This is a genomic window from Devosia sp., assembly GCF_014860165.1.
Classification (GTDB): domain Bacteria; phylum Pseudomonadota; class Alphaproteobacteria; order Rhizobiales; family Devosiaceae; genus Devosia.
This window is the reverse complement of sequence record NZ_JACZKG010000015.1, coordinates 78,008-100,768: the sequence shown is the minus strand read 5'-3', so window position 1 is coordinate 100,768 and position 22,761 is coordinate 78,008. Positions and strand designations below refer to the sequence as shown.

23 protein-coding genes are annotated in these 22,761 nt (G+C 64.8%); 11 read left to right on the top strand and 12 right to left on the bottom strand.

Annotation, left to right across the window (positions count from 1 at the left end; translation table 11 throughout):
• The first annotated feature begins 28 nt into the window (after window positions 1-28).
• A complete protein-coding gene (locus IH615_RS03990; protein ID WP_291360002.1) occupies window positions 29-556 on the top strand; it encodes a DUF2147 domain-containing protein in 528 nt (175 codons plus the stop codon).
• Here IH615_RS03990 and IH615_RS03985 read toward each other — a convergent pair whose 3' ends face one another.
• Together IH615_RS03985 and IH615_RS03980 are read right to left on the bottom strand one after the other, a co-directional pair.
• Complete coding sequence (locus IH615_RS03985; protein ID WP_291360000.1) at window positions 557-1,255, bottom strand: glutathione S-transferase N-terminal domain-containing protein; 699 nt, start codon at window positions 1,253-1,255, stop codon at window positions 557-559.
• Between the two features lie 97 nt (window positions 1,256-1,352).
• Window positions 1,353-1,793 (bottom strand): glyoxalase superfamily protein, encoded by a 441-nt coding sequence (locus IH615_RS03980; protein WP_291359997.1) that lies wholly within the window; start codon window positions 1,791-1,793, stop codon window positions 1,353-1,355.
• 339 nt (window positions 1,794-2,132) lie between these two features.
• Here IH615_RS03980 and IH615_RS03975 point away from each other — a divergent pair, with 339 nt between their 5' ends.
• On the top strand, window positions 2,133-2,903 hold the full coding sequence (locus IH615_RS03975) for a sulfite exporter TauE/SafE family protein (RefSeq protein WP_291359996.1): 771 nt from the start codon (window positions 2,133-2,135) through the stop codon (window positions 2,901-2,903).
• A gap of 41 nt (window positions 2,904-2,944) precedes the next feature.
• Here the strand turns inward: IH615_RS03975 and IH615_RS03970 are convergent, their stop codons facing one another.
• Window positions 2,945-5,047 carry a molybdopterin-dependent oxidoreductase gene (locus IH615_RS03970; protein ID WP_291359994.1) on the bottom strand — a complete coding sequence of 701 codons (2,103 nt, stop codon included), beginning with the start codon at window positions 5,045-5,047 and terminating at the stop codon, window positions 2,945-2,947.
• Window positions 5,048-5,232: 185 nt separating this feature from the next.
• Here IH615_RS03970 and IH615_RS03965 point away from each other — a divergent pair, with 185 nt between their 5' ends.
• Window positions 5,233-5,727 carry a hypothetical protein gene (locus tag IH615_RS03965; protein WP_291359993.1) on the top strand — a complete coding sequence of 165 codons (495 nt, stop codon included), beginning with the start codon at window positions 5,233-5,235 and terminating at the stop codon, window positions 5,725-5,727.
• 122 nt (window positions 5,728-5,849) lie between these two features.
• Here the strand turns inward: IH615_RS03965 and IH615_RS03960 are convergent, their stop codons facing one another.
• Both IH615_RS03960 and sugE read right to left on the bottom strand, forming a co-directional pair.
• Window positions 5,850-6,476 (bottom strand): hypothetical protein, encoded by a 627-nt coding sequence (locus tag IH615_RS03960; protein ID WP_291359991.1) that lies wholly within the window; start codon window positions 6,474-6,476, stop codon window positions 5,850-5,852.
• Between the two features lie 251 nt (window positions 6,477-6,727).
• Window positions 6,728-7,042, bottom strand: a complete 315-nt coding sequence (gene sugE / locus IH615_RS03955) for a quaternary ammonium compound efflux SMR transporter SugE (RefSeq protein ID WP_291359989.1) — start codon at window positions 7,040-7,042, stop codon at window positions 6,728-6,730.
• Between the two features lie 269 nt (window positions 7,043-7,311).
• Between sugE and IH615_RS03950 the strand changes: the two genes are divergently transcribed.
• The 3 genes from IH615_RS03950 (at window position 7,312) to IH615_RS03940 (ending at window position 10,236) form a co-directional block, all read left to right on the top strand.
• Window positions 7,312-7,950 (top strand): YqiJ family protein, encoded by a 639-nt coding sequence (locus IH615_RS03950; protein WP_291359988.1) that lies wholly within the window; start codon window positions 7,312-7,314, stop codon window positions 7,948-7,950.
• Window positions 7,951-8,102: 152 nt separating this feature from the next.
• A complete protein-coding gene (locus IH615_RS03945; protein ID WP_291359987.1) occupies window positions 8,103-9,839 on the top strand; it encodes a flotillin domain-containing protein in 1,737 nt (578 codons plus the stop codon).
• Window positions 9,840-9,900: 61 nt separating this feature from the next.
• Window positions 9,901-10,236, top strand: a complete 336-nt coding sequence (locus IH615_RS03940) for a DUF1801 domain-containing protein (RefSeq protein WP_291359986.1) — start codon at window positions 9,901-9,903, stop codon at window positions 10,234-10,236.
• A 30-nt stretch (window positions 10,237-10,266) separates the two neighbouring features.
• Here the strand turns inward: IH615_RS03940 and IH615_RS03935 are convergent, their stop codons facing one another.
• The 4 genes from IH615_RS03935 to ndk all read right to left on the bottom strand — a co-directional run bounded on the left by IH615_RS03935 (window position 10,267) and on the right by ndk (window position 14,147).
• The gene (locus IH615_RS03935; RefSeq protein ID WP_291359984.1) at window positions 10,267-10,590 is read right to left on the bottom strand and encodes a DUF718 domain-containing protein; all 324 of its coding nucleotides are present in this window, start codon (window positions 10,588-10,590) and stop codon (window positions 10,267-10,269) included.
• A gap of 79 nt (window positions 10,591-10,669) precedes the next feature.
• The gene (locus IH615_RS03930) at window positions 10,670-11,473 is read right to left on the bottom strand and encodes a hypothetical protein (RefSeq protein ID WP_291359982.1); all 804 of its coding nucleotides are present in this window, start codon (window positions 11,471-11,473) and stop codon (window positions 10,670-10,672) included.
• 33 nt (window positions 11,474-11,506) lie between these two features.
• Window positions 11,507-13,462 (bottom strand): DEAD/DEAH box helicase, encoded by a 1,956-nt coding sequence (locus tag IH615_RS03925; RefSeq protein WP_291359980.1) that lies wholly within the window; start codon window positions 13,460-13,462, stop codon window positions 11,507-11,509.
• Between the two features lie 262 nt (window positions 13,463-13,724).
• Window positions 13,725-14,147, bottom strand: coding sequence for a nucleoside-diphosphate kinase (gene ndk, locus IH615_RS03920; RefSeq protein ID WP_291359978.1), 423 nt, complete (start codon window positions 14,145-14,147; stop codon window positions 13,725-13,727).
• 284 nt (window positions 14,148-14,431) lie between these two features.
• On the opposite strand from ndk, the gene IH615_RS03915 reads away from it, so the two are divergent.
• The 3 genes from IH615_RS03915 (at window position 14,432) to IH615_RS03905 (ending at window position 17,718) form a co-directional block, all read left to right on the top strand.
• On the top strand, window positions 14,432-16,303 hold the full coding sequence (locus IH615_RS03915) for an ABC-F family ATP-binding cassette domain-containing protein (protein WP_291359976.1): 1,872 nt from the start codon (window positions 14,432-14,434) through the stop codon (window positions 16,301-16,303).
• Complete coding sequence (locus IH615_RS03910; RefSeq protein ID WP_291359974.1) at window positions 16,300-16,731, top strand: cupin domain-containing protein; 432 nt, start codon at window positions 16,300-16,302, stop codon at window positions 16,729-16,731. The genes IH615_RS03915 and IH615_RS03910 overlap by 4 nt, the downstream gene beginning before the upstream one ends.
• Before the next feature lie 123 nt (window positions 16,732-16,854).
• Window positions 16,855-17,718 (top strand): DUF4344 domain-containing metallopeptidase, encoded by an 864-nt coding sequence (locus IH615_RS03905; protein WP_291359972.1) that lies wholly within the window; start codon window positions 16,855-16,857, stop codon window positions 17,716-17,718.
• Between the two features lie 18 nt (window positions 17,719-17,736).
• Here IH615_RS03905 and IH615_RS03900 read toward each other — a convergent pair whose 3' ends face one another.
• The 3 genes from IH615_RS03900 to IH615_RS03890 all read right to left on the bottom strand — a co-directional run bounded on the left by IH615_RS03900 (window position 17,737) and on the right by IH615_RS03890 (window position 20,380).
• Window positions 17,737-18,354, bottom strand: a complete 618-nt coding sequence (locus IH615_RS03900) for a YitT family protein (RefSeq protein WP_291359970.1) — start codon at window positions 18,352-18,354, stop codon at window positions 17,737-17,739.
• On the bottom strand, window positions 18,351-18,797 hold the full coding sequence (locus tag IH615_RS03895) for a DNA polymerase III subunit chi (protein ID WP_291359968.1): 447 nt from the start codon (window positions 18,795-18,797) through the stop codon (window positions 18,351-18,353). The genes IH615_RS03900 and IH615_RS03895 overlap by 4 nt, the downstream gene beginning before the upstream one ends.
• A gap of 101 nt (window positions 18,798-18,898) precedes the next feature.
• Window positions 18,899-20,380 (bottom strand): leucyl aminopeptidase, encoded by a 1,482-nt coding sequence (locus tag IH615_RS03890; protein WP_291359966.1) that lies wholly within the window; start codon window positions 20,378-20,380, stop codon window positions 18,899-18,901.
• A 241-nt stretch (window positions 20,381-20,621) separates the two neighbouring features.
• On the opposite strand from IH615_RS03890, the gene IH615_RS03885 reads away from it, so the two are divergent.
• Both IH615_RS03885 and IH615_RS03880 read left to right on the top strand, forming a co-directional pair.
• Window positions 20,622-21,689, top strand: coding sequence for an LptF/LptG family permease (locus tag IH615_RS03885; protein ID WP_291359964.1), 1,068 nt, complete (start codon window positions 20,622-20,624; stop codon window positions 21,687-21,689).
• Window positions 21,686-22,756: an LptF/LptG family permease gene (locus tag IH615_RS03880; protein ID WP_291359963.1), complete on the top strand. Its 1,071-nt coding sequence runs from the start codon at window positions 21,686-21,688 to the stop codon at window positions 22,754-22,756. Before IH615_RS03885 ends, IH615_RS03880 begins: the two co-directional genes overlap by 4 nt.
• Window positions 22,757-22,761: the final 5 nt, after the last annotated feature.

The window sequence follows — 22,761 nt, the reverse complement described above, 5'->3', positions numbered from 1 at the left end:
GTCGATCCTCGGGCAGCGGGTGGAACGCATGGCAAACGGGCGCTTGAGGCTGTGGATCGGGACGGGGCTGATGCTGGCCGGGCTGGTGTCCGCGAGCGCGCAGGAGCCGGCGGCCGACCCCAATCGCATACCCGATCCCATTGAGGGCATCTGGCAGACGCAGGAGCTGTCGGAGGTGACGATCGCGCCGTGTCCGGCGGGGTTCTGCGGGACGCTGAGCACGATTGTGGTGCCGCGCGAGGGGCTGACCGAGGAGGAATATGCCGCGGCGCAGGCCATGCCGGTGGAGAGTTTCACGGACGTACGCAACCCGGACCCGACGCTGCGGAGCCGCCCGATGCTGGGGCTTCAGATCCTGACGCTGCTGCCGAGCAGCAAGCCCAATGTCTATGACGGGGAAATCTACAATCCCCAGGATGGCAACATCTATGCGGGCTATGTCGAAATGCTGGGGCCGGACCTGATGCGGCTCAATGGCTGCGTGCTCTACAACCTGATCTGCCAGGGGCAGGACTGGGTCCGGGTGATCCCCGAACCCGTGGTTGAAGGCCAGTAATCAGCGCTGGTTGAACAGCACCTTGTGGGCTTCCTTGTCCTCGGCGAGGGGCTTGGCTACGACGTCCTTGCCCCAGGCGAGGCCGCGCGCCACGGCGGGGCGGGCGTTGAGGCGATCGATCCAGGCGCCGAAATGGGGGAATTCGTCCTTGGAAATGCCGTAGCGCTCCCAGGCCTGGGCCCAGCCGATGGCGGCGATATCGGCGATCGAGTAATCGCCGGCAATGTAGTCCTGGCCCGCCAGCTGGGTGTTCAGCACGCGGAACAGGCGGTGGGTTTCGTCGCTGTAGCGCTTGATGGCGTAGGGGACCTTCTCGGGGGCATAGACCGAGAAGTGATTGTTCTGGCCCAGCATGGGGCCGAAGCCGCCGACCTGCCAGAACAGCCATTCATCGACCTTGACCTGGCTCCGCGGGTCGGTCGGATAGAGCCTGCCGAATTTGAGGCCAAGATATTTGAGGATGGCGCCCGATTCGAAGACCGAGATCGGCTGACCGCCGGGACCCTCGGCGTCGAGGATGGCGGGAATCTTGTTGTTGGGCGAGATGGCGAGGAATTCGGGCTTGAACTGGTCGCCCTTGCCGATGTCGATGCGGTGGTAGGTCCACGGTACGCCGAGCTCCTCGAGCATGATGTGGACTTTCTGCCCGTTGGGGGTCGGCAGCGAATAGGCTTCGATCGGCTTGGTCTGGGTGGTCATCGCGATTCCGTCGGCGGGTGGAGGTGCGCCAATGTATCGGCGTTTGACGATGAAGGGCAAGGCAGCTTGTTGCCGCCCTGCCCCGTTTTGGAGATCATCATGCCCGCCGCAGGATCATCTGCGGATTGCCATTGCCCCGCAGGGCCGACGAGAAGCCGTGGATGTCGATGGTCGAGACGACCCGCTGGCGGTAGGCGGCGAAGCTCAGGTTCGGCGTGACGTTGACGGGCGTGTCGAAGGTCACGGTGACCGTGGAGTGGGCCATGTCGCTCAGCAGCTGCACGCCGATCAGCATGCCGGTGAAGGGCTGATCGAGGTAGAGGCCCTTTACGCGCTGGCCGACCTGAAAAGGCACGGCCACACGCTCGGGCAAGGCCGCGCGGGCGGTGTTCCAGTCGCGATAGCCATGGGCACGGGCGACCTGTTCGAGGGCGGCACCATGCGACAGGGTTTCGCCCAGCGCGGCTCGCTCGGTACGCAGGGCCTTGGCTTCGGATTTGAGGGTTTGGGCGGAAGGGGTATCGAGTGAAAACGACATGACAGGTCCTCTCATTGCAATGAGGCGACTTGATCCATGGGAGCTCGCGTTGCCATGATGCGCCTTGCAGAGATGAACCAGTGGTTCGTTTCTTGCTCGGAGACTGGACTTCACCATCGGAATTGCTTCCGGCGAGCGGCAGGTGCCAGCGACCTGAGCCGGATATGCGCGCGAGGGCCGGTTTTGTCAACGACATGGCGGGCATGCGATCAATCGGGGTGATGGGGTGATCAGCGATTTGCGTTGGGCGGGTGGCGCTTTGCGGCGTATGTGCGCAAGCTGTCGACCCCCACCCCCACTCCTCCCCTCAATGGGGAGGGGAGCCGAGGTTCTGAGACCATGATCGAGACGCTGTTCCTACTGATTGCCGGCCTGTTGGGCGGGGCGGTCAATTCACTGGCCGGTGGGGGCTCGTTCATCGTGTTTCCGGCGCTGCTGTTCGTAGGCGTGCCGCCGGTGCTCGCCAATGCGTCCAACACCTATGCTGCCCTGCCCGGCTATGTCAGCGGTGCCTTCGGCTATTGGCATGCCATGGCCAAGTACAAGGACCGACTGGTCCTTTACGGCATCGTGTCGGCGGTTTTCGGCTATGTGGGTGCCGAATTGCTGCTGGTGGTGAGCGACGAGCTGTTCTCGCTGGTGGTGCCGTGGCTGATGGCCTTCGCCGTGCTGCTGTTCATCTTTGGCAACAGGCTCAACGGCTTCGTGGCCGCACGCAGCGGCGGCGGTCGCGGCATGAAGCTGGCGGGGAGCGTGCTGCTGATGGCGTTCCTCGCCGGGGTCTGCGTTTATGGCGGATTCTTCAATGCCGGGCTGGGCATCTTGCTGCTGGCCTTCCTGGCCACGGCTGGCATGAGCGACATTCATGCCATGAACGGGCTCAAGCTCTACGTGTCGAGCATCGTGGCACTGGTGGCTGTGGCGCGGTTCGCGCTAAGCGGGTCGATCGACTGGTACCACGGCTCGATTGCGCTCGTGGGGGTAGTGATCGGCGGCTATGTGGCGGCCAGGAATGCGCATCGGATACCCACGCATTGGATCCGAATGGCGGTGATCGTCTATGGGGTGGTGATGACGGGGTATTTCTTCTGGGGGGCGTATGTCGCCTAGCGCGCCCCAAAGTCGCACGGTGGGTGGTGCCACCATGTGCGTTACTGCTGAATATCCGCCCGCCTGATCCATACCGCTGCATCGTGGAATGCCGCGCCGCCGAAGGGGGGAGCTGGTGTCGCGTTGGTGAGGGTGTTGATGCCCTTGCCGCGGCGGTGAGCCTTGTTCTGGTGCAGGCCCTCGGCGATGAGCACGCCCATGGGCAGGCCGGTGCGGATGCGGGCGGTGAGGTCGACACTGCCCCTGATATTTCCGACGGTGACGAACTGCCCGTCCTCGATGCCGAGGCGGGTCGCATCCTCGGGGTGGATAAAGACGGAAGGGATTCCCTCGCGCTTCTGGCTGCCGGGGGTTTCGTTGAACGTCGAGTTCAGGAAGGCACGGGCCGGGCTGGTGGCGAGGCGGAAGGGATGGGTGGCATCGGTCGCTTCGGTGATGGCCCAGTGATCGGCGAAGCGCGGCATGTCCAGGGGATCACAGGTCCAGAGGTAGCCCTTCTTGTCGGCAACAGCCTGCCAGTCGGGCGCGAAGCGGAAGCGCTTGTCGGGCCAGGCGAAGCCGTCGGCGAAGCGCGCGACGGCGTCCGGGCGCTCGCGATCGACGAAGCCTGATTTTTCGACCTCATCCAGTGATGGATAGCCGGAGCGGCGGAAGGTTTCGGCGACGACGTCGCGGTCGACGGTCTTGAAGGTGTCGTCATCCAGGCCGAGGCGCAAAGCCAGGGCGTTGATGACTTCGTGGTTGGACCAGGTTTCGCCAGGGCGCTCGATGACAGCGGGGCCATACAGCACACGCGTGTGGCCTCCGCGGGTGTAGTAGTCATTGTGTTCGAGGAACATGGTGGCCGGCAGCACGATATCGGCCAATTCGGCTGTTTCGGTCATGAACTGCTCGTGGACGACGAGGAACAGGTCCTCGCGCATGAAGCCGCGATGCGTGAGCGTCTGGTCGGGGGCGACCGAGGCCGGGTTGGTGTTCTGCACGATCATCGCCTTGACCGGGCCGCCGCCCTTGAGGGCCTTGCTGTCGCCGGTGAGGATCGGGCCAATCTCGGACATGTCCAGCCAGCGCGGCTCGCCCTTCTGCAGGGCGGCGCCTGTTATGGCCGATTTGTCGAGCTTCCAGGTACCGGAATTGGAATGCAATGCGCCGCCGCCGCGATGCTGCCAGGCGCCGGTCATGGCCGGAATGCAGAGCGCCGCATGCATGGCCGTAGCGCCGTTGCGCTGGCGGGTGAAGCCGTAGCCGAGGCGGAAATAGCTGCGCGGCGTGGTGCCGACGAGATGAGCGAAGGCCTCGATCTCGGCGACGGTCAGGCCGGTGATGTCGGCCGCCCATTCGGGCGTCTTGCTCGCGAGGTGCGCTTCGAAGTCGGGGCCGAAATCCGTGTACTTGGCCATATAGGCGCGGTCGGCGAGATTATCGCGCAGCAGCACATGCATGACCGCGACCGCGAGCGCGCCATCGGTGCCGGGGCGGAGGACGAGGCCCAGATCAGCCTGCGCCATGGTGGCGGTCTGGTAGATATCGATGACAACGACCTTGGCCCCTCGCTCCTTTCTGGCGCGCATGGCATGGGTCATGACATTGACCTGGGTATGCACGGCATTGGTGCCCCAGATGACGACGCAGTCGCTCTCGGCCATCTGCTCGGAATTGACCCCGCCCAGCATGCCGGTGCCGGCGATGTAGCCGGGCCAGGATGTGCCGGTGCAGATGGTGTCGTATTGGCGGGAATAGCCCTTGGCAGCGCGCAGGCGGTCGATGCCGTCGCGGTGCACATGGCCCATGGTGCCGGCATAGTAGTAGGGCCAGATGGCCTCGGCGCCGTGTTCGGCTTCGATTGCGCTGAAGCGGGCCGCTATTTCGTCGACGGCTTCCTCCCAAGAGATCCGGGTGAACTGGCCGCTGCCCTTGGGGCCGGTGCGGCGGAGCGGATGCAGCAGGCGCTCGGGATGGTGGACGCGCTCGGCATAGCGGGCGACCTTCTCGCAGATCACGCCGGCCGTATAGGGATCATCCTTGGCGCCGCGGACGCGGCCGATGGTGCTGCTGTCGATGATCTCCACGTCCAGCGCGCATGCCGAGGGACAATCATGCGGGCAGACCGAACGGACGGTGCGGAGGACGACGGGCTGGTTCATGGAAGCACGGTATCGGAGCCATTGCCGGGGCTCAATTGAATTGGGGTGATGGTCGCCATTAGCGGCATGAATGCGCGCCATTTGGTTCCGCCGCCGCCCGATCTTAACGACGTTAAGATCTCGTTATGGTAAATTAAGCGTAAAGATGTACACTGCCTTCGTCATTGCTTTGAGGGGACTTGTCGATGGCCGATCTCAACCTCCAGCTCTCGCGTGCGGTCAAGACCAGCGCGGTCTACGATCTTGTCACCTGCCTGCCGCTGGCTTTGCCTGGCGTTGCAGGGGTTTACCTGATGGTGCTCGACACGCTGAATGGCGCGGTCGGGCTTGGCGGGCAGGTCGGCGACCTGTCGCCGCTGGCCATGATGTTCATCAACTTCCTGGGGTCGCTGCTCTCGATCTGGGCCGTGCTGCGGCTGATCAATCCCAGCTGGGCCAACGGGCTGACCGACGTGGCGGTGCGGACATTCTTTTCGATCGCCATGCTCAACGCCATCATGAATGGCGTGCCGGGCCTGATCGGTGTGCTCTGGGTCTGCGAGCTCGGACTGCTGCTGGTCCAGGCCTATTACGTGCACCGCGTCTGGCGCGTCGAACATGCCGCCACCGTGCAGCCGGCTGTCAGCGTGCGGCCCGTTCAGGCGGCCCCGATCTTCCAGAACCACGCGCCGGCCGAGTGACGGGCTGAGGCCAAGGCTCAAGGTCGTCCGACGGCCGAGCCGGCAATCCAAAAAAAAGCGGTGCCCGGGAAGCTATCCCCGGGCACCGCTTTGCTTTTGGGGGTATCCCCGGATCGGCGTCGCTAGAGCGTAGCGAAAGCCTTGGTCGAGGTTTCAGCGTTGCGGCGGGCGCGGTTGGTCGCGTGGAGTGCCAGCTGGGCAGCGCCCGAATGGAACTGCGAGAAGGTGACGCGCTGGGCATCGTGGGTGGCAATGGTGACGCCGCGCCAGTTGGGACGCACCGAGCGAACGTCGGACCAGGCGATCCTGGTTTCACGACCGAGCGCGCTGCGATGTTCGAGCAGGGTATTGTTCCAGCGCACGCGCGTGAACAGACCGCCCAGGCCAATGGCGACGGCCCCTGCCCCGAGCATCACCGACGCGATGAAGGTGGCGATCATCTGCGTTGGTTCCACATGCTTGGTGCCACCGATGACGATGATGGCGCTCATCAGCACCACGGCGAGCGCCGCAGCGCCATAGCAGGCGAAGTATTCGACCATGGAGGGCCGCAATTCCGCCCAGCCATCGACGCTGACGGCCTCCTCGCCCTGAACCAGGCGCAAAGCGAGGAACGCGGCATAGCCGAAGGCGACAACGCCGGCGGCGCGGGCGAGTGGGAGGCCAGCAGTGAAGGGAACGTATTTCAGCACGATCAGCGAAACGATAACGAACAGTGGCACAGCCACTTCCTGCCAGCGCAAGGGCACTATTTGCTCTCCGATATATGGGGCCGGCGACGCTAGATCGGCAATCTATGCGCGGAATCTAACAAGGTTCGCCGAATTGACCATTAACAAATTTGGGAGCGCGACACGTTCGCGGGGAACGTCAGCTTTTTTGCAACAGGGGCTGAGGGATGAGAAATTGATTCAAAGGCTTCGCGCAGTGATTCAAGGCGATGGCGGGATGATTCCGCAACCGGTGCCAAGGGCCTGGATTCACTGCGCTATCGGAGCGGTTAGCTCAGCACCTTGAGGCCGATGATGCCGGCGACGATGAGGCCGATGCAGGCCAGGCGCGCGGCCGTGGCCGGATCGCCGAACAGGTACATGCCCAGGAGGGCCGTCCCAACAGTGCCGACGCCGGTCCAGACGGCGTAGCCGGTGCCGACAGGCAGGTCGCGCAGTGCCAGGCCAAGCAGAACAACGCTGATGATCATGGCGGCCACGGTGAGCGCGGTGGGCACCAGGCGGGTGAAGCCATCGGTATATTTGAGGCCGATCGCCCAGCCCATTTCAAAGAAGCCGGCGATGACGAGATAGACCCAGGCCATGGGATTTCTCCTTTTGGCGGGTCGTCCCGGCCGAATGAGTGGAAGGTCGCAAGGCCGTCCCCGCGCGAGCCATCGATATGACGACCGCGGGGAAAGGTGAAGTGCCCGGGCAGCCCATCGGATGGTCCAGGAATGCATGGCCTAGATGGGCCAGCGCAGATGGCGGTCAGGCCGCTTGGCTTGACCGGGGCGGCCCGAGTCTTGATATTGCGCCCGACAGTCCGAAGTGTCGGACAACCGGGCCCTATCGACCGGCGGGAGGCTAGCCGATGGACGTGTTTGCCAGCGAGACCGCGCCATTCGCCGTCGCCATCGGGCTGACGCTGGCCATTGCCGCGATCGAGCTGGCCGGACTGCTGTTTGGCGCGCAGCCCTCGGCGATTGTCGACAGCGCCCTGCCCGATCTCGACACCGACGTTCCCGACATGGAGGTGGGGCCGTTGAGCCAGACGCTGAGCTGGCTGAGCTTTGGCCGGTTGCCGGCGCTTGTGGTCATCATTCTCATTGCGGCCAGTTTCGGCCTTTGCGGCTTTGCCCTGCAGGAGGCGCTGCGGCGGACCCTGGGCTTTGCGCTCGATCCGTGGTTCGCCAGCGTGCCGGCGGCCATTGGTGCCGCGTTCGTGACGCGGTATGCGGGGCTGGCGATTGCGCGCATCATGCCCAGGGAGGAGAGCGACGCGGTCAGCACCAAGGCCTTTGTGGGCCGGGTGGCGACCGTGTTTCGCGGGGTGGCCGGCCCTGGCAGCCCGGCGGAGGCCAAGCTGACCGACATCCATGGCAAGACGCATTACCTGCTGGTCGAGCCCGATGAGGGTGAGACTGTCATGCCAGAGGGGTCCGAGGTGGTTATCATACGCCAGGAAGGCTCGGTTTATCGGGCCATCAGCAAGCTCAAGCCGGCTGGCTGATGCCGTCGAAAACCAGAATGCCACCAGCGGTGGAGACCGGCCCAGGGCCGGGGTCGACACCACCAACGCCTGCCGACCCGCCTGTTGAATTGCCGACCACGACCACCACCATCGAAGCAGCGCCGCCAACCCCGATCGAGGAGTTCAGCCCCGTGTCCCAGTCCCTCTATGATATCCTGATCATGCTTGCCGTGATCCTGGTGGCGCTGTTCGCCATCGGCATGGTGTTTTCGCGCCTCTACCAGCGCTCGTCCAAGGAGGTCAGCTTCGTGCGCACCGGCTTTGGCGGGCAGAAGGTGATCATGAACGGCGGCGCGCTGGTGTTTCCGGTGCTGCATGAGCAGATCCCGGTCAACATGAACACGCTACGGCTGGAAGTGCGCCGGGCGGCGGACCAGGCGCTGATCACCAAGGATCGGATGCGTGTGGATGTGCAAGCCGAATTCTATGTGCGGGTGCAGCCGGTGATCGAATCCATCGCCAATGCGGCCCAGACCCTGGGCCGGCGGACCATGGAGCCAGGAGCGCTCAAGGAACTGGTGGAGGGCAAGTTCGTCGATGCCTTGCGCGCGGTGGCGGCCGAAATGGCGATGGAGGAGCTGCACGAACAGCGCGTCAACTTCGTGCAGAAGGTGCAAGCGGCCGTGTCGGAAGACATCCTGAAGAACGGGCTGGAACTGGAATCGGTGTCGCTGACCGGGCTGGACCAGACCAACCGCGAATTCTTCAACCCGGACAATGCGTTCGACGCAGAAGGTCTCACCAAGCTGACGCAGGCGATCGAGGAGCGGCGCAAGACGCGCAATGATATCGAGCAAGAAACGCAGGTGCTGATCGAGCGCAAGAATTTCGAGGCGGAGGCGCAGAAATACCAGATCGCCCGCGACAAGGAGTTTGCGCGCCTGGAGCAGGAGCGCGAGATCCAGACGCGCATGGCCGAGCAGTCGGCGCTGATCAAGCAGCAGCAGTCCGAGCGGGAACGTGAAGCCGAAGAGGCGCGCATCCTGGCGGCGCAGCAGGTGCGGCAGGCCGATATCGCCTCGAGCCAGATCGTGCAGGAGCGCGAAATCGCCACGGCGCTGGCAGTGGAAGCAGCAGCGGTGGACAAGGCCAAACAGATCGCGCTGGCCGAACAGGCGCGCGACATCGCCATCGCCGTCAAGAGCAAGGAAAAGTCGGTGGCCGATGCGGCCGCAGACGAGGCCCGCGCCGTCGCGGCCAAGGCAGCGGAAGAGGTGACGACGTCCAGGCAGACGGCGGTGGCCGAGCGCGAGAAGGCCATCCAGCTGATCGAGGCGCGCAAGGCGGCCGAGCAGGCGGCGATCTCGATCACCGTCGCTGCCGAGGCCGAAAAGACCGCCGCGGTCGACAGGGCCGAGGCGGTGCGTATCGGGGCAACGGCAGACGCCGACAAGGCACGCGTGGCGGCGAAGGGTTCGGCGGATTCCGAGAAGCTGCGGGCCGAGGCACTGGCCGCGGTTTACAAGGTAGAGGCGGAAGGCAAGCGGTCGGTGAACGAGGCGAGCAATACGCTCAATGCCGAGCAGATCGCCATGCAGGTGCGGATGCGGCTGATCGAGGCGCTGCCGCAGATCATCGCCGAAAGCGTCAAGCCGATGCAGAATATCGACGGGATCAAGATCCTGCATGTCGATGGGCTGAACGGCTCCAGCCAGACTGGCGGCGGCGAGGGCGTGGCGGCCAATGGTGGCGGATTGGCCGACCAGGCGGTAGCGGCGGCTTTGCGCTATCGCAGCCAGGCGCCGCTGATCGATGCCCTGATGAGCGAACTGGGCTTGAGCGGCGGCACGCTGGACGGGCTGGCCGGCGCGGTGACTGGCGGAACGGCGGTGGCCAAGCCCGAGATCGACATCAAGGGCAAGAAGTAGCATGAACCCGGCGGTCGCAGCCGTATTGGATGGCTATCCTGCAAACTTGCGGGACAGGCTGATGCAACTGCGAGCGCTGATCTATGAGACGGCGGCGGCAACCGAAGGCGTTGGCGCGCTGGAGGAGACGCTCAAATGGGGCGAGGTGAGCTATCTCACCACAGAGAGCGGCAGCGGCACGACCGTCCGTATCGGACGGGACAAGCGGTCAGGCCGGCCCACTGTATTCGTCAATTGTCAGACGGATCTCCTGAGCCGCTACCGCACGCTCTATCCTGACAGGTTCGGCTATGACGGCGATCGCGGCGTCATCCTGGGGGAGGCTCCGGACGAAGCCGCCCTCAAGCACATGATCGCATTGGCGCTGACCTATCACGCGCGGAAAACCAGACGCTAGCGCGTGGGCGCACAGGCTTGTGGCACGTGGTCAGTGGCGCATGTCGTACTCGGCGACGACATCGCCCGAAACCGGGTCGGTGACGCCGAGGCCGCCACCCAGGTCTTCGAGCATCGACCGCAAGCCATCGAGCGAGTGGATCATGACGGGGCGGGCCTTGACGATGCTGTCGAAGCCTTCCCATTCGCCCAGCACGCAGAAGTCGCGCTCGCCTGTCCTGACCAGGCTGAACCGGCGAAGGCCAGCGGCCTTGAAGTCCTCCGCCGCCTCGCCGAGCAGCGTGTCGTGATGGGCGATGAACTGTTTCTCGAAACCCGGCTTAACGCGCATGCGCACGATGTTGTAGGCCGTCATGGTATCCTCCCATCCGGCCCGGACGGCCGGTGGGGCATTGTACGCCCGAACAGCGGCGTCTCACAGGGGTGGCGCGCCGTCAGGCCAAAGCCAGCCCTTCGCGCCGGCAGAGTTCGGCCATGGCGCTGCCTGGCGGCGGAAGCGGCATGTCGGCCCTGCCCCGGCGGGTGAGCTGGCTGCGCCAGAGGTGAATTGCCAGCGTGTTCGGCCCGATGGCCAGATCAACGCTGGAACCAGGCTGCATCAGGGCGGGGATATCCTCATAGGGGATGGGATAGAAGATCTCGCTGGGCAGGACATGCCCGGTGAGCTTGCGCCGGCGCATGTGGTAGGTCAGCGCCATCGGGCCGGTGGCGCCATATTGCATGTCCTGGGCGGGGACGCGCTCGCCCATCATACGGCGGAGCGCCACCTCGATCCGCCGCAGGGGCGGCAGATGGGGCTCGAACAACCGCGGCTCGGTATGGGTGAAGATTCCCAGCAGGTCATCGAGCAGCGGCGCATTGGCGGGAATGTGCAGTATAGCCCCGTTCACCGAACCGGGGCGTTCATAGGCCATGAGATAGTCCGGCGGACCGGCTATCGGGCGGACGCAATAAACATCCAGATCGGCATAGACGCCGCGCGCCTGGCGCAGCGCCATCATGCGGAAGTGGTCCGAGAAGACACCGGGCGTGCCCTTGCCCTTGTAGAAGACCAGCTTCTCGCGCGGCAGGACTTCGGCAGCATCGCGAGCGATGGCGCCCTCAGGCAGCCCCTCCACGGGATCGTAGGAATAGACTTCCACACGATGCCCCTGGCGGCGGAATGACGCGATGGAAAGGGCTTCCAACCAGCTCATCGGGCCGTGCCAGAAACTTACGATCGTCGGTAGATTGGTCATTGCAGACTTGGTACCTGAGTCGTCCGCCGCGGTCTAAACCTGTGGCTTGCGCTTGGGTTTGTGGTCTTTGGGCTTCTTGGCGGCACCATCTGCGGGCTTGCCGGCCCATTTGGGCTTGCCCTTGTCCTTGCTGGGCGGAGCCTTGCTCACCTTGGGTGGGCGCGGCTTGTCGAAATCGGGCCTGATAGCACGGGGCGCCTCGGCTTCCGATGCCGGGTTCCAGCCACCGGTGGCGGGGGCCGCCTCCAGGTCGTCGGGCCGCAGTCCGGCAGAGCCATAGCGGGCCTTGCGATCGGCGCGCTCGGGGCGCGGCGCATCGGGATCGAAGCGCTCGACCGGACCGGGCGGGCGACGCTGGCTCGGGGGCGGACCGGCGCGGCGCTCGCCGGGGCCATCGACGGCCGAGATGGTAACGCCGCGTTCACCCGAACCGTTTTTCTCGACACTGCGGGTGAAGGCGTCGGACTTCTGGGCGGCGACTTCGAAGATGGATTCGGTGTCAAAGATGCGGATCGAGCCAATGGCGGTCTTGGTGACATTGCCGGCCTTGCAGAGCATGGGCAACAGCCAGCGCGGCTCGGCCTTGTGCTTGCGGCCGACCGACACCTTGAACCAGGTGCCGCCCTCGAAACGCTCACGGGTGCGCGGATCCTTGTCGCCGGGCTTGTCGAAGACGGGCGCATCGGACACGTCCTCGGGCGCCGGGCGCGCGGCAAGCTGCTGACGCAGGTAGGCGGCGGCGATGGCTTCGGGCGCATAGCGCGCCAGCAACTGGCCGACGAATTCGGCTTCGTCCTCGGCCACCGGACGGGTCAGCCCTTCGGCAGTGAGGATGCTCTCGCGGTAGCGCGCCTCGATTTCCTCGGCCGACGGCGGGGCCATCATGGTCACGTCGAGCTTGGCGGTCTTGAGGACGCGCTGGGCGACGGCACGGCGATGCATCGGCGAGATGATGACGCAGGTGCCCTTGCGCCCTGCCCGGCCGGTGCGACCGGAGCGATGCAGCAGCGTATCGGGATTGGTGGGCAGGTCGGCGTGGATGACGAGGTCGAGATTGGGCAGATCGATGCCGCGGGCCGCGACGTCGGTGGCAACGCAGATGCGGGCGCGGCCGTCGCGCATGGATTGCAGCGCATTGGTGCGCTCGGCCTGGCTGAGCTCGCCCGAAAGGGTCACGACATCGAAGCCGCGATTGTGCAGGCGGGCGGAGAGGTGTTTGACGCCTTCACGCGTCGAGGCGAAGACGATGGTGTTAACCGCCTCGAAATAGAGCAGCGTGTTGATGATGGCGTTTTCGCGCTCGGCTGCTGGCACCAGCATCAGTTTGTAGTCGATATCGGCATGCTGCTCGGCGGCGTTGTTGGCCGAGATGCGCAGCGCATCGCGCTGGAAGGTCTTGGCGAGTTGGGCGATCGGCTTGGGCACGGTCGCGGAGAACAGCAGCGTGCGGCGATCCTCGGGGGCGGCGTCGAGGATGAACTCGAGGTCCTCGCGGAAACCGAGATCGAGCATTTCGTCGGCTTCGTCGAGCACGACGGCGCGCAGGGCCGACATGTCGAGGGCGCCGCGGGTGATGTGATCACGCAGGCGACCCGGGGTGCCGACGACGATATGGGCGCCGCGTTCGAGGGCGCGGCGCTCGGTGCGGGCATCCATGCCGCCAACGCAGGAGGCGGTGCGGGCGCCGGTTTCGGCATAGAGCCAATCGAGTTCGCGCTGCACCTGGAGGGCCAGTTCGCGGGTCGGGGCGATGAGCAGCGCCAGCGGCGCGCCGGTCTCGGTGAAGCGCTCGGCATTGCCCAAGAGGGTCGGCGCGATGGCCATGCCGAAGGCAACGGTCTTGCCCGAGCCGGTCTGGGCGGAAACGAGCAGGTCGCGACCGCTGGTCTGGTCTTCGATGATGGCGGCCTGCACGGGCGTGAGGGTTTCGTAGCCTTTGGCGACGAGGGCGCGGGCGAGCGGGGCGAGAATGGTTTCAGGCAAAGACATGTGTGGGCTTTCTGGGCGCCGCCAAACATTGGCGCCGTGGCCGCGTCAGGCGGCCGGTAAGGGAGATCCCCGCTTTCGCGGGAATGACGCTGTGGCGGTTGGACACACCATAGCACAAACAAAGCAAAAGGCCGCCCGGCGGGCGGCCTAAGTTCGGAGTGCTTTGCGCGGCCGGTCCGGCCCTTCGCGAAGCTCAGGGCGTTCGCCCCTCAAATCGCTCCACTGGAACGATTTGCCGGCTGGCAGGGCCAGCCGTCGGGTCTCACCCAACCAGTTCGTCGTCGTTGAAGAAGAACTTGATTTCCTGAGCAGCGGTCTCAGGAGCGTCCGAGCCGTGCACCGAGTTCTCGCCGATCGAGAGGGCGAATTCCTTGCGGATCGTGCCTTCGGCGGCGTTGGCCGGGTTGGTCGCGCCCATGACTTCACGGTTCTTGAGGATGGCGCCTTCGCCTTCCAGAACCTGGACGACGACGGGCGACGCGATCATCTGCTCGACCAGTTCGCCAAAGAAGGGGCGTTCCTTGTGGACCGCGTAGAAGCCTTCGGCCTGGGCGCGGGTCATGTGGATCTTCTTGAGGGCGATCGGACGGAGACCGGCTTCCTCGAACTTGGCGATGATCTTGCCGATCAGGTTACGACGGACGGCATCGGGCTTGATGATGGAGAAGGTGCGTTCGAGCGCCATTGGGTCGATCCTTGAATGGGTCTGTTGGGAAGGTGGCGCCTTGTAGCCGCAGACTGCGACGGAGGCAAGACGGTGCGCGCGGCCGCAAAGCCACGCGTCGCAAGGTGGTTTACCGCGGCGGGGGTCTGCGCACCGCCCGAACCCTGGAGGCACCCATGCGGCAAAGCCGGTTGCCATAACGGCTGCTTAACTCTATCCAACGGCGAACACTTTGTCGCAGGCCCGCTGCCACGGTTTGGTTCGTTCCAGCCATGTGCCTGCCAACTCCCGTAGATTGCCTGATCATGCTTGTTATCAACAACCTCACCTATCGCATCCAGGGCCGGGAGCTGTTCGAGGACGCCTCGGTGGTGCTGCCGACGGGGTCCAAGACCGGCTTTGTCGGCAAGAACGGCACGGGCAAGACCACGCTGTTTCACCTGATCCAGGGCCATATCGGCGCCGATTCCGGCTCGATCGAGCTCAACAAGAAGGCGCGGATCGGGGCGGTGGCGCAGGAAGCGCCGGCCGGCAATGAGAGCGTGCTCGACGTGGTGCTGGGCGCCGACAAGGAACGGACGGCGCTTCTGGCCGAAGCCGAAACGGCCACGGATCCGCACCGGATCAGCGATATCTACACCCGACTGACCGATATCGACGCCTATTCGGCCGAGGGACGGGCCTCGTCCATCCTCAAGGGGCTGGGCTTCGAGCAGGACCGGCAGAACTCGCCGACCCATGAGCTTTCAGGTGGCTGGCGCATGCGCGTGGCGCTGGCGGGCGTGCTATTCAGCCAGCCCGACCTGCTGCTGCTGGACGAGCCGACCAACTATCTCGATCTCGAAGGCACGCTGTGGCTGGAGAAGTATCTCGCCACCTATCCCTATACCGTGTTCATGATCAGCCACGATCGCGACCTGCTCAACAAGTCGGTCAATTCGATCATTCATCTCGAGCACCGCAAGCTGACCTTCTACAAGGGCAATTACGACACGTTCGAGACCACGCGTCGCATGCAGATGGAGCTCAACAACAAGAGCCGCGACAAGTCGCTGGACCAGATCGCGCATCTGCAGAAGTTCGTCGACCGCTTCAAGGCCAAGGCGACCAAGGCCAAGCAGGCCCAGTCGCGCATGAAGATGATCGAGAAGCTGAAGCCGCCAGCGGCGATGTTCGACGAATATGCGGCGCCCTTCACCTTCCAGCAGCCCAAGGCCGAGCAGGCCACGCCGATGATCACGCTGGATGGCGTATCGGCCGGCTATGGCGACAAGGCCATCCTGCGCAATATCAACATGCGCATCGACCCCGATGACCGCATTGCGCTGATCGGCGTCAACGGTAACGGCAAGTCGACCTTCGCCAAGCTGCTGGCCGGCGACATCGCCCCGATGGGCGGCCAGTTGCGCAAGGGCAAGAAGCTCGAGATCGCGCATTTTGCGCAGCACCAGATGGACAAGCTCAAGCCTGAATGGACGCCGTTCGAGCATGTGGTGGACATGATGCCCACCGACAGCGAGTCACGGCGCCGCTCGCGGTTGAGCCAGATGGGGCTGACCAAGTCGCGCATGGACACCAAGGCCAAGAACCTCTCGGGCGGCGAGCGCGCGCGCCTGTTGATGGGGCTGATCACCTTTGGCGGCCCAGGCATGATGATCCTGGACGAGCCGACCAACCATCTGGATATCGACAGCCGTGACGCGCTGGTGCATGCGCTCAATGATTATGAGGGGGCCGTGCTGATCATCAGCCACGATCGCCACCTGATCGAGGCGACTTGTGACACACTGTGGATCGCCGAGAATGGCGGCATCCGCGAGCTGGACGAGGACCTGGATACTTATCAGCGCAACATCACCTCGACCAAGGAAGGCAAGGGCGGCGGCGGTGGCTCGAAGGCCGATCGCAAGGCCAGCAAGGCGGAGGCGGCGAGCAGGCGCGCAGAGATCGCGCCGTTGAAGACCTCCGTTAAGGAAGCGGAAACCAGGATTGCCCGTTTGAGGGTGGAAATCGACAAAATCGACGCCCAGCTTGCCGATCCAAAGGTCTATAACGGCGCGCCCGAGCGGCTGATAGCGCTGGGCAAGGACAAGGCGCGCTTCGCGGCCGACCTAGAGACTTCAGAAGAACAATGGCTGGCCCTGAGTGCCGAGCTGGAGGATGCAGAGCGCGCATGAGCAAGCTCGCCGCCAAGGATGTGATCTTTACCCTGGGCATGCAGCGGCATCCCGAGGGCGGCTGGTATGCGCGTACCTTCGAGGACAGCGACACGATCGACGGCCGGGCCCGCTCCACGGCGATCTACTACCTGCTCGAAGCCGGCGACGCGTCGCACTGGCATCGGGTCGATGCGGTCGAGGTGTGGCACTATTATGCCGGGGCGCCGCTGCGGCTGCGCATTTCGGACGGCAGTACGGTGGACGAGCACATTTTGGGGGCAAAGCTCGATGCTGACGAGCGCCCGCAGGTGGTGGTGCCGACCAAGGCATGGCAATCGGCGGTCAGCACGGGCGAATGGACGCTGGTGGGCTGCACGGTCGCGCCCGGCTTTGAGTTCTCGGGGTTCGAGCTGGCCGACAAGGACTGGGCGCCCGGGAAGAACTAGGGCGACCTGCCCTGCCGCCACCCGGCGCCATTTGAGCTGATGCTAACCCTCGCCCAACCGCCCCGTTGACAGTGACGCGCCGTTGCCATTTGCTGATGGCACGAAAGTCGCTGAAAGTGCACCATGCGTCGCCCTGGTTCCAAGCTGGTTGTTGCCCTGCTGCTCGGCCTGCTGTGGATTCCCGGCATCGCCCAGGCGCAGGACCTGTCCAAAGCGCAGCGCGCGGAAATCCGGCGATTTGCCTATAATAACAGCCTGTTCGTACTCTATCACGAGGTGGCGCATCTGCTGTTCCACCAGCTCGACCTGCCAATTCTGGGCCGGGAAGAGGATGCGGCGGACAATATGGCTACCTGGACGCTGCTCAACAAGCGCACCAAGGAGACCGACCGGGCGCTGGCCGATGCGGCACAGGGCTGGATCCTGTCGGGCATTGCCTATGACAGCGGCGGCGATGAAAGCGACTACGCGGCCAACCACAGCCTCGACAAGCAGCGCGCCTACCAGATCGTGTGCCTGATGGTGGGCATGGACGAGACGGCCTTCCGGCCGATCGCCAATGAATACCGCATGGAGCGCGACCGGCAGGATAGCTGCTACTGGGACTATGATACGGTCGACCGGGCGTTCAAGGGGTTGCTGGGCGGGCGCGACAACAAGAACGGCCGGGGTACCGAGGTCGTGGTCACCTATCACGACGCGGGCGGACAGCTGAAGGCGGCGGCCGATGCGTTCAGATCGAGCGGCGTGTTCGACCAGGTCGCCGACGAGTTGCGCAACAATTACAGCCTGCGTGAGCCCGTGCAGTTCAATGCCAAGCGCTGCGGCGAGGCCAATGCCTTCTACGACCCGGAAACGGTCGAGGTCATCTTCTGCTACGAGCTGATGGCCGACTATATGGAGCTCTACGAGGCCAACATGCCCGAGGACGTGGCGCCGGCCCCGCGCCAGACCGGCGTCGGCAAGGAGAAGACCTCCAAGTTCTGACGAGGCAAGCTCCCTGCCCTAGCTGAACCCCACATAGCGACCGGGCTTGTGGTTGGTGGCGATGATCATGTTGAGCACCAGCGCGCCCAGGATCGAATAGACCACCCGGTCGAAGGGGAGCACGAAGAATGCCGCGACCAGGATGACGGCATCGACGCCGAGCTGAAAATACCCGGCGCGGATGCTGAAATTCTCCTGCAGGTACAAAGCCAGGATGTTGATGCCGCCGACGCTCGCCTTGTGGCGGAACAGCGAGAGAATCCCCAGCCCCATCATGCCGCCGCCGACCAGCGCGGCAAAGAGAGGGTGGATCTCGGCAATATCGAGCCAGTTTGGAATATTGGCGGTGAAATAGGACACCAGCCCCACGGAGGCGAAGGTCTTGATAGCGAACGGCCAGCCCATGCGCAGCACTGCCAGGACGTAGAATGGCAGGTTGATGGCGAAAAACAGCCAGCCGAAGGGAATGCCCGTCACATATTGCAGCAGCAGAGCCAGGCCCGCCGTGCTGCCGGTGGTGAGAGTGACCTGGGCGTAGAAGACGATGCCCAGCGACACCAGCATGGTGCCGATAAGCATGGCGAATATGTCTTCGTGCAGGCGATGGCGGCTGGGCGTGGCAAGGTCGGGCGTCATGCCTTCTTGATCCAGCGCCCGTCGGCTTCCTGCTGCCAATAGGTCACGGTATTGCCATCGCGCAGCGCCTTCCAGGCGAGGCGCGCCTCGGCGACCGCGTCGGGATCGTGGCCGGAGAACATATAGACGATACGCTCATAGCCCTCGGCCGATTGCGGCACGGCGCGGTCGACAAAGAAGCGGACATTGGCGCCGTTGGGATTGTCGGTGCCGGTAGTGATCAGCACCGGCTGGTGGGCGTCGGTTTCGTCGCCGGCAAGGCCATGGGGGAGAAAGCTGTCATCGCGGTAGGTCCACAGATGCGCGTCAAGCGCCTCGGCCCGCTCGGTGGAGCCGACCTCGATAACGGCACGCCAGCCGCGCTCGATGGTCTTTTCCAGGAGCTGCGGAATGACCGCTTCGAGCGGGCGGGGTTCGAGATGGTAGAAGAGGACGTCGGGCATGTGGGGAGTTAAGCCCTTTGGCTGGCGTTGCGGAAGGTGGAATCAGCGTGAAGCTGATCTGAACTGGCAACACCACGGACCGTCGGCGCGCCCCGGTCTCGCTACCCCTGATAATAGTCCCGCACCAGCCGATCCAGCAAAGCCACACCGAAGCCGGGTGCCCAGGAGGAGTTGATCTCGCTGGAGCCGGCGCCGAAGGCGGTGCCGGCGATATCCAGGTGCGCCCAAGGCACGTCGTTGACGAAGCGCTGCAGGAACTGGGCGGCCGTGATGGAGCCGGCGGGGCGGCCGACCGAGTTGCGGATGTCGGCGAATTTGGACTCGATCAGCTTGTCATAGGCGGGCGCCAAAGGCATGCGCCAGAGCTTCTCATTGGCATTGCGGCCGGCGCTGAGCAGGCGATCAGCCAGTTCGTCATTGTTTGAAAAGAGACCCGCATGCTCGTGGCCCAGAGCCACGACGATGGCGCCGGTCAGGGTCGCCAGGTTGATCATGAAGCGGGGCTTGAAGCGGTCCTGCGTGTACCAGAGAGCGTCGGCGAGAACGAGGCGGCCCTCGGCGTCGGTGTTGATGACCTCGATGGTGGTGCCGCTCATCGCCTTGACGATGTCGCCGGGGCGGACGGACCGGCCCGAAGGCATGTTCTCGACGAGGCCGATGACGCCGACGACATTGACCGGGGCCTTGCGGCTGGCCAGAGCCAGCATCAGGCCTGTGACCGCGGCGGCCCCGCCCATGTCGCCCTTCATGTCCTCCATATTGGCGGCCGGCTTGATGGAGATACCACCAGTGTCGAAGACGACGCCCTTGCCGACAAAGGCCAGCGGCGTCGCGCCGGCAGCGCCGCCGCGCCATTGCATGATCACCAGGCGCGCCGGACGATCCGAGCCCTGGGCGACACAGAGCAGCGAGCCCATGCCGAGCTTTTCGAGCGCCTCGGGTTCGAGGATTTCGATATCCACGCCGAGACCGGCCAGCTCGGCGGCGCGGGCAGCGAATTCAACCGGGCCAAGCACATTGGCGGGCTCGTTGACGAGGTCGCGCGCCAGCAGCGTGCCATCCACAGTGGCGCCGCGATCAACGATGGCAAGCTCGGCGGCCGCCGGATCGGCGACAAGCAGGGTGACCGTGAGCGCGCCGGGGGCATCGTCCGGACGGGCGGACTTGTATTTGTCGAAGCGGTAGTGACGGAGGCGGAGACCGGCGGTCAGTTCGCCGATGGCGGCCGGGGTAGCGCCAGGCTCGTCGATGACCACGGCCACGTCAGTCGCGCGCGTCGCGGCAATCTTGGCCAGCAGCGAGCCGCCCCGATCGGTCCAGCCATTGAGCGGGGTATCGGCACCGGCCTTGCCGCTCCCCAGCACCAACAGACGCTTGCCGGCCGCGCCGAGCACGTCCAGCGCCTGGCCCTGCTTGCCCTTGAAGGCGCCGGCTTCGGCCGTCTCGGACCAGCCGAGCCCCGTGCCGGCCCAGATGGCGGCGGCGGCTCCGGCGGGCGCCTCATTCTCGGCGGCATAGATGACAGTCAGGGGCGCCGAAGCGCCGGCAAGGGCGGCGACGCGGATGGTAATGGTCTGGGACATTGAGGGCCTTGGTGGCAAATCGGGCAGGAATGCCGCTGGCGGCATGGATGGTTACATTGAGGCGTTTGGCGGCCGCGTCAATCCCGCAACAGGATCGCGGGCAAATCCGTGCACGGGTCGCTGCGCGCTTGTGCGGCCCGGCGAACTGCACCAAGGTCCGGCCACGCAATGACGGCAATATTCCCGGCGATCAAGCCGGAACAGGGGCACTTTTCGTCCGAATGTCTGTTGGTAGCACCGCATGAAAAAACTGACCGCCTACCTGGCGCGCATGTTCGTGACGGACGCGCTGATCCTGTTCGGCGTGGTGTGTTTCCTGCTGTGGCTGGTCAATTGCCTGCGCTCGTTCGACGTGGTCTCGGTCAAAGGGCAGAGCGTGCTTGTGCTGGGCGTGCAGGCGCTCTACACCATGCCGCCGCTGGCAATCGCCTTCTTCTATGTGTGTGTAGGCATCGGCCTGGCGCGGGCGCTGCAGGCGCTGCAGGCCAACAAGGAATTGCACATCATCCATACCAGCTATGGGCTGGGCTCGCTGTGGCGTGCGACAGGCGTGGTGGCGGGCGCGGGCGTGGTCGGCGTGCTGCTCCTGTCCAATTTCGTCGAGCCCCTCGCCTATCGCCGGCTCAATGCGCTGAGCGCCAGCATCGCTGCGGACCTGGTGAGCTCCACGCTGCGGCCGGGGCGTTTTACCCAGGTAACGCCCGGCGTGGTGCTGCTGATCGGCGGACGCGGGGCCGATGGCGCCATCCAGGAATTCTTTGCCGATGACCGGCGCGAGCCGGACATGCGGCGCACCTATGTGGCGGAATCGGCGCGGGTGGCGAGCGACGGGCAGAACTATGTGCTCGAGCTGCATAATGGGTCGCTGCAATACAAGGGCAGCGACGGGCGGTTTTCCGAAGTCACCTTCGGCCGCTACGACGTCAGCGTCGAGCAATTGTCGCAGCCGACGGGCCAGGCCGACCCGATGCTGGGACAGGACAGCCTGACGCTGATTGCCGAGGCGATGGCCAGCGGGCAATGGAGCCAGCCGCTGCTGGTACTTCTGGCCAACCGCTCGGCAGAAGGCCTGCGGGTGATCGGCATGGCCATGATGATGCTGGCGATGATGGGATTTCCCAGCGGCCGGCGGGCGCGCATTCCAGTGCCGATGGAAGCCGGCGTGCTGCTCATCGCCTTTGGCGAGCGCGGCATCAGCGCCTATAGCCCGCTGGGCACCGCGACCGGGGCGCTGGCGATGATCCTGGTGGCGGGCATTGCCCTGCTGGTGCGGATCCGGCCCCGCAAATTGCTCATGGTGCCGACATGAGCCGGATCGACTGGCTGGTGCTTGGCCGGCTCGGCAGCCGCATCGGGGTCACGGTGCTGGTGTTCTACGGGCTGATCGCCCTGGTGGAATCGCTGGATACGTGGCGGTTCAACTTCGTGGCGGAGAGCCATGGCCTGCACATGGCCTTGGTGATGGTGGCGATGAGCGCCGTCAAATGGACCATCAAGACGCTACCGGTGACTGTGTTGATGGGCGCGGCACTTGGCTTTCTCGATCTTAAGGCGCGGCATGAACTGACGGTGATCCAGGCCAGCGGCATCTCGATCTGGCGGACCGTGCGGGCGCCGGTGATCGCGCTTGCCGCACTGAGCCTGGTGATCGGGCTGGGCCTCGAAACGCTCAGCACCCAGGTCAATCGCGCGCTGAGCCCGACGCCGCCGGGTCAGGCGACCATGCTGACCCCGGCGGGTGAAGTCTGGCTCGAACAGCGTGGCGGAGACAGCCACTATGTGCTGATGGCAACCGGCATGCAGGCGGGCGGGACCGTGCTGGGCCAGGTGACGTTGTTCCACATTGGCGACAGCAGCGAGGCGCGCGTCGAGGCATCCGAAGCGGTGCTGGAGAATGGCGAATGGGTGTTTCCGGCGGCGATCGTCCGCAATCCGGACGAACAGGCGCGGACCGTGTTCGACTATCGGGTGCCTACGGACTCGTCGGCATCCGAACTGGGACTCAAGCTGGCCTCCACCGAAGACCTCACCTTCTTTGAGCTGGCAAGGCTGCTGCAGCAGGGCGTCGCCGACCCCAGCATCCGCACCGCCGCGACGATGCGGCTGATCAAGCTGCTGGCCCTGCCGCTGGTGCTGACCGGGTCGCTGTTCATTGCTTTTGCGTTTACCGCAGGTTATCGAAGAGGCTCTAATTATGGTCCGGCGGTCCTTTATGGGATCGTGCTCGGATTCGTTGTTTTCGTGATTACCGAGATGGCCGACCGTGCCGGGTCGACCGGCGTTCTCGACCCCACGTTTGCGGCAGTCGGACCGGCGTTTGTGGCCATCGTCATCGGCGTGACGGTGCTGCTGCACAAGGAAGACGGACGCGCGTGAGTACT

Bases quoted from the DNA above. Each gene is read 5' to 3' on its own strand.
- IH615_RS03985 (WP_291360000.1), bottom strand. From the start codon at position 1,255: ATGACCACCCAGACCAAGCCGATCGAAGCCTATTCGCTGCCGACCCCC.
- IH615_RS03915 (WP_291359976.1), top strand. From the start codon at position 14,432: ATGCTTGTTATCAACAACCTCACCTATCGCATCCAGGGCCGGGAGCTG.
- IH615_RS03880 (WP_291359963.1), top strand. From the start codon at position 21,686: ATGAGCCGGATCGACTGGCTGGTGCTTGGCCGGCTCGGCAGCCGCATC.
- IH615_RS03950 (WP_291359988.1), top strand. From the start codon at position 7,312: ATGGACGTGTTTGCCAGCGAGACCGCGCCATTCGCCGTCGCCATCGGG.
- IH615_RS03990 (WP_291360002.1), top strand. From the start codon at position 29: ATGGCAAACGGGCGCTTGAGGCTGTGGATCGGGACGGGGCTGATGCTG.
- IH615_RS03935 (WP_291359984.1), bottom strand. From the start codon at position 10,590: ATGACGGCCTACAACATCGTGCGCATGCGCGTTAAGCCGGGTTTCGAG.
- ndk (WP_291359978.1), bottom strand. From the start codon at position 14,147: ATGGCGCTCGAACGCACCTTCTCCATCATCAAGCCCGATGCCGTCCGT.
- IH615_RS03910 (WP_291359974.1), top strand. From the start codon at position 16,300: ATGAGCAAGCTCGCCGCCAAGGATGTGATCTTTACCCTGGGCATGCAG.
- IH615_RS03885 (WP_291359964.1), top strand. From the start codon at position 20,622: ATGAAAAAACTGACCGCCTACCTGGCGCGCATGTTCGTGACGGACGCG.
- IH615_RS03975 (WP_291359996.1), top strand. From the start codon at position 2,133: ATGATCGAGACGCTGTTCCTACTGATTGCCGGCCTGTTGGGCGGGGCG.
- sugE (WP_291359989.1), bottom strand. From the start codon at position 7,042: ATGGCCTGGGTCTATCTCGTCATCGCCGGCTTCTTTGAAATGGGCTGG.
- IH615_RS03965 (WP_291359993.1), top strand. From the start codon at position 5,233: ATGGCCGATCTCAACCTCCAGCTCTCGCGTGCGGTCAAGACCAGCGCG.
- IH615_RS03970 (WP_291359994.1), bottom strand. From the start codon at position 5,047: ATGAACCAGCCCGTCGTCCTCCGCACCGTCCGTTCGGTCTGCCCGCAT.
- IH615_RS03930 (WP_291359982.1), bottom strand. From the start codon at position 11,473: ATGACCAATCTACCGACGATCGTAAGTTTCTGGCACGGCCCGATGAGC.
- IH615_RS03895 (WP_291359968.1), bottom strand. From the start codon at position 18,797: ATGCCCGACGTCCTCTTCTACCATCTCGAACCCCGCCCGCTCGAAGCG.
- IH615_RS03890 (WP_291359966.1), bottom strand. From the start codon at position 20,380: ATGTCCCAGACCATTACCATCCGCGTCGCCGCCCTTGCCGGCGCTTCG.
- IH615_RS03980 (WP_291359997.1), bottom strand. From the start codon at position 1,793: ATGTCGTTTTCACTCGATACCCCTTCCGCCCAAACCCTCAAATCCGAA.
- IH615_RS03905 (WP_291359972.1), top strand. From the start codon at position 16,855: ATGCGTCGCCCTGGTTCCAAGCTGGTTGTTGCCCTGCTGCTCGGCCTG.
- IH615_RS03900 (WP_291359970.1), bottom strand. From the start codon at position 18,354: ATGACGCCCGACCTTGCCACGCCCAGCCGCCATCGCCTGCACGAAGAC.
- IH615_RS03940 (WP_291359986.1), top strand. From the start codon at position 9,901: ATGCAACTGCGAGCGCTGATCTATGAGACGGCGGCGGCAACCGAAGGC.
- IH615_RS03925 (WP_291359980.1), bottom strand. From the start codon at position 13,462: ATGTCTTTGCCTGAAACCATTCTCGCCCCGCTCGCCCGCGCCCTCGTC.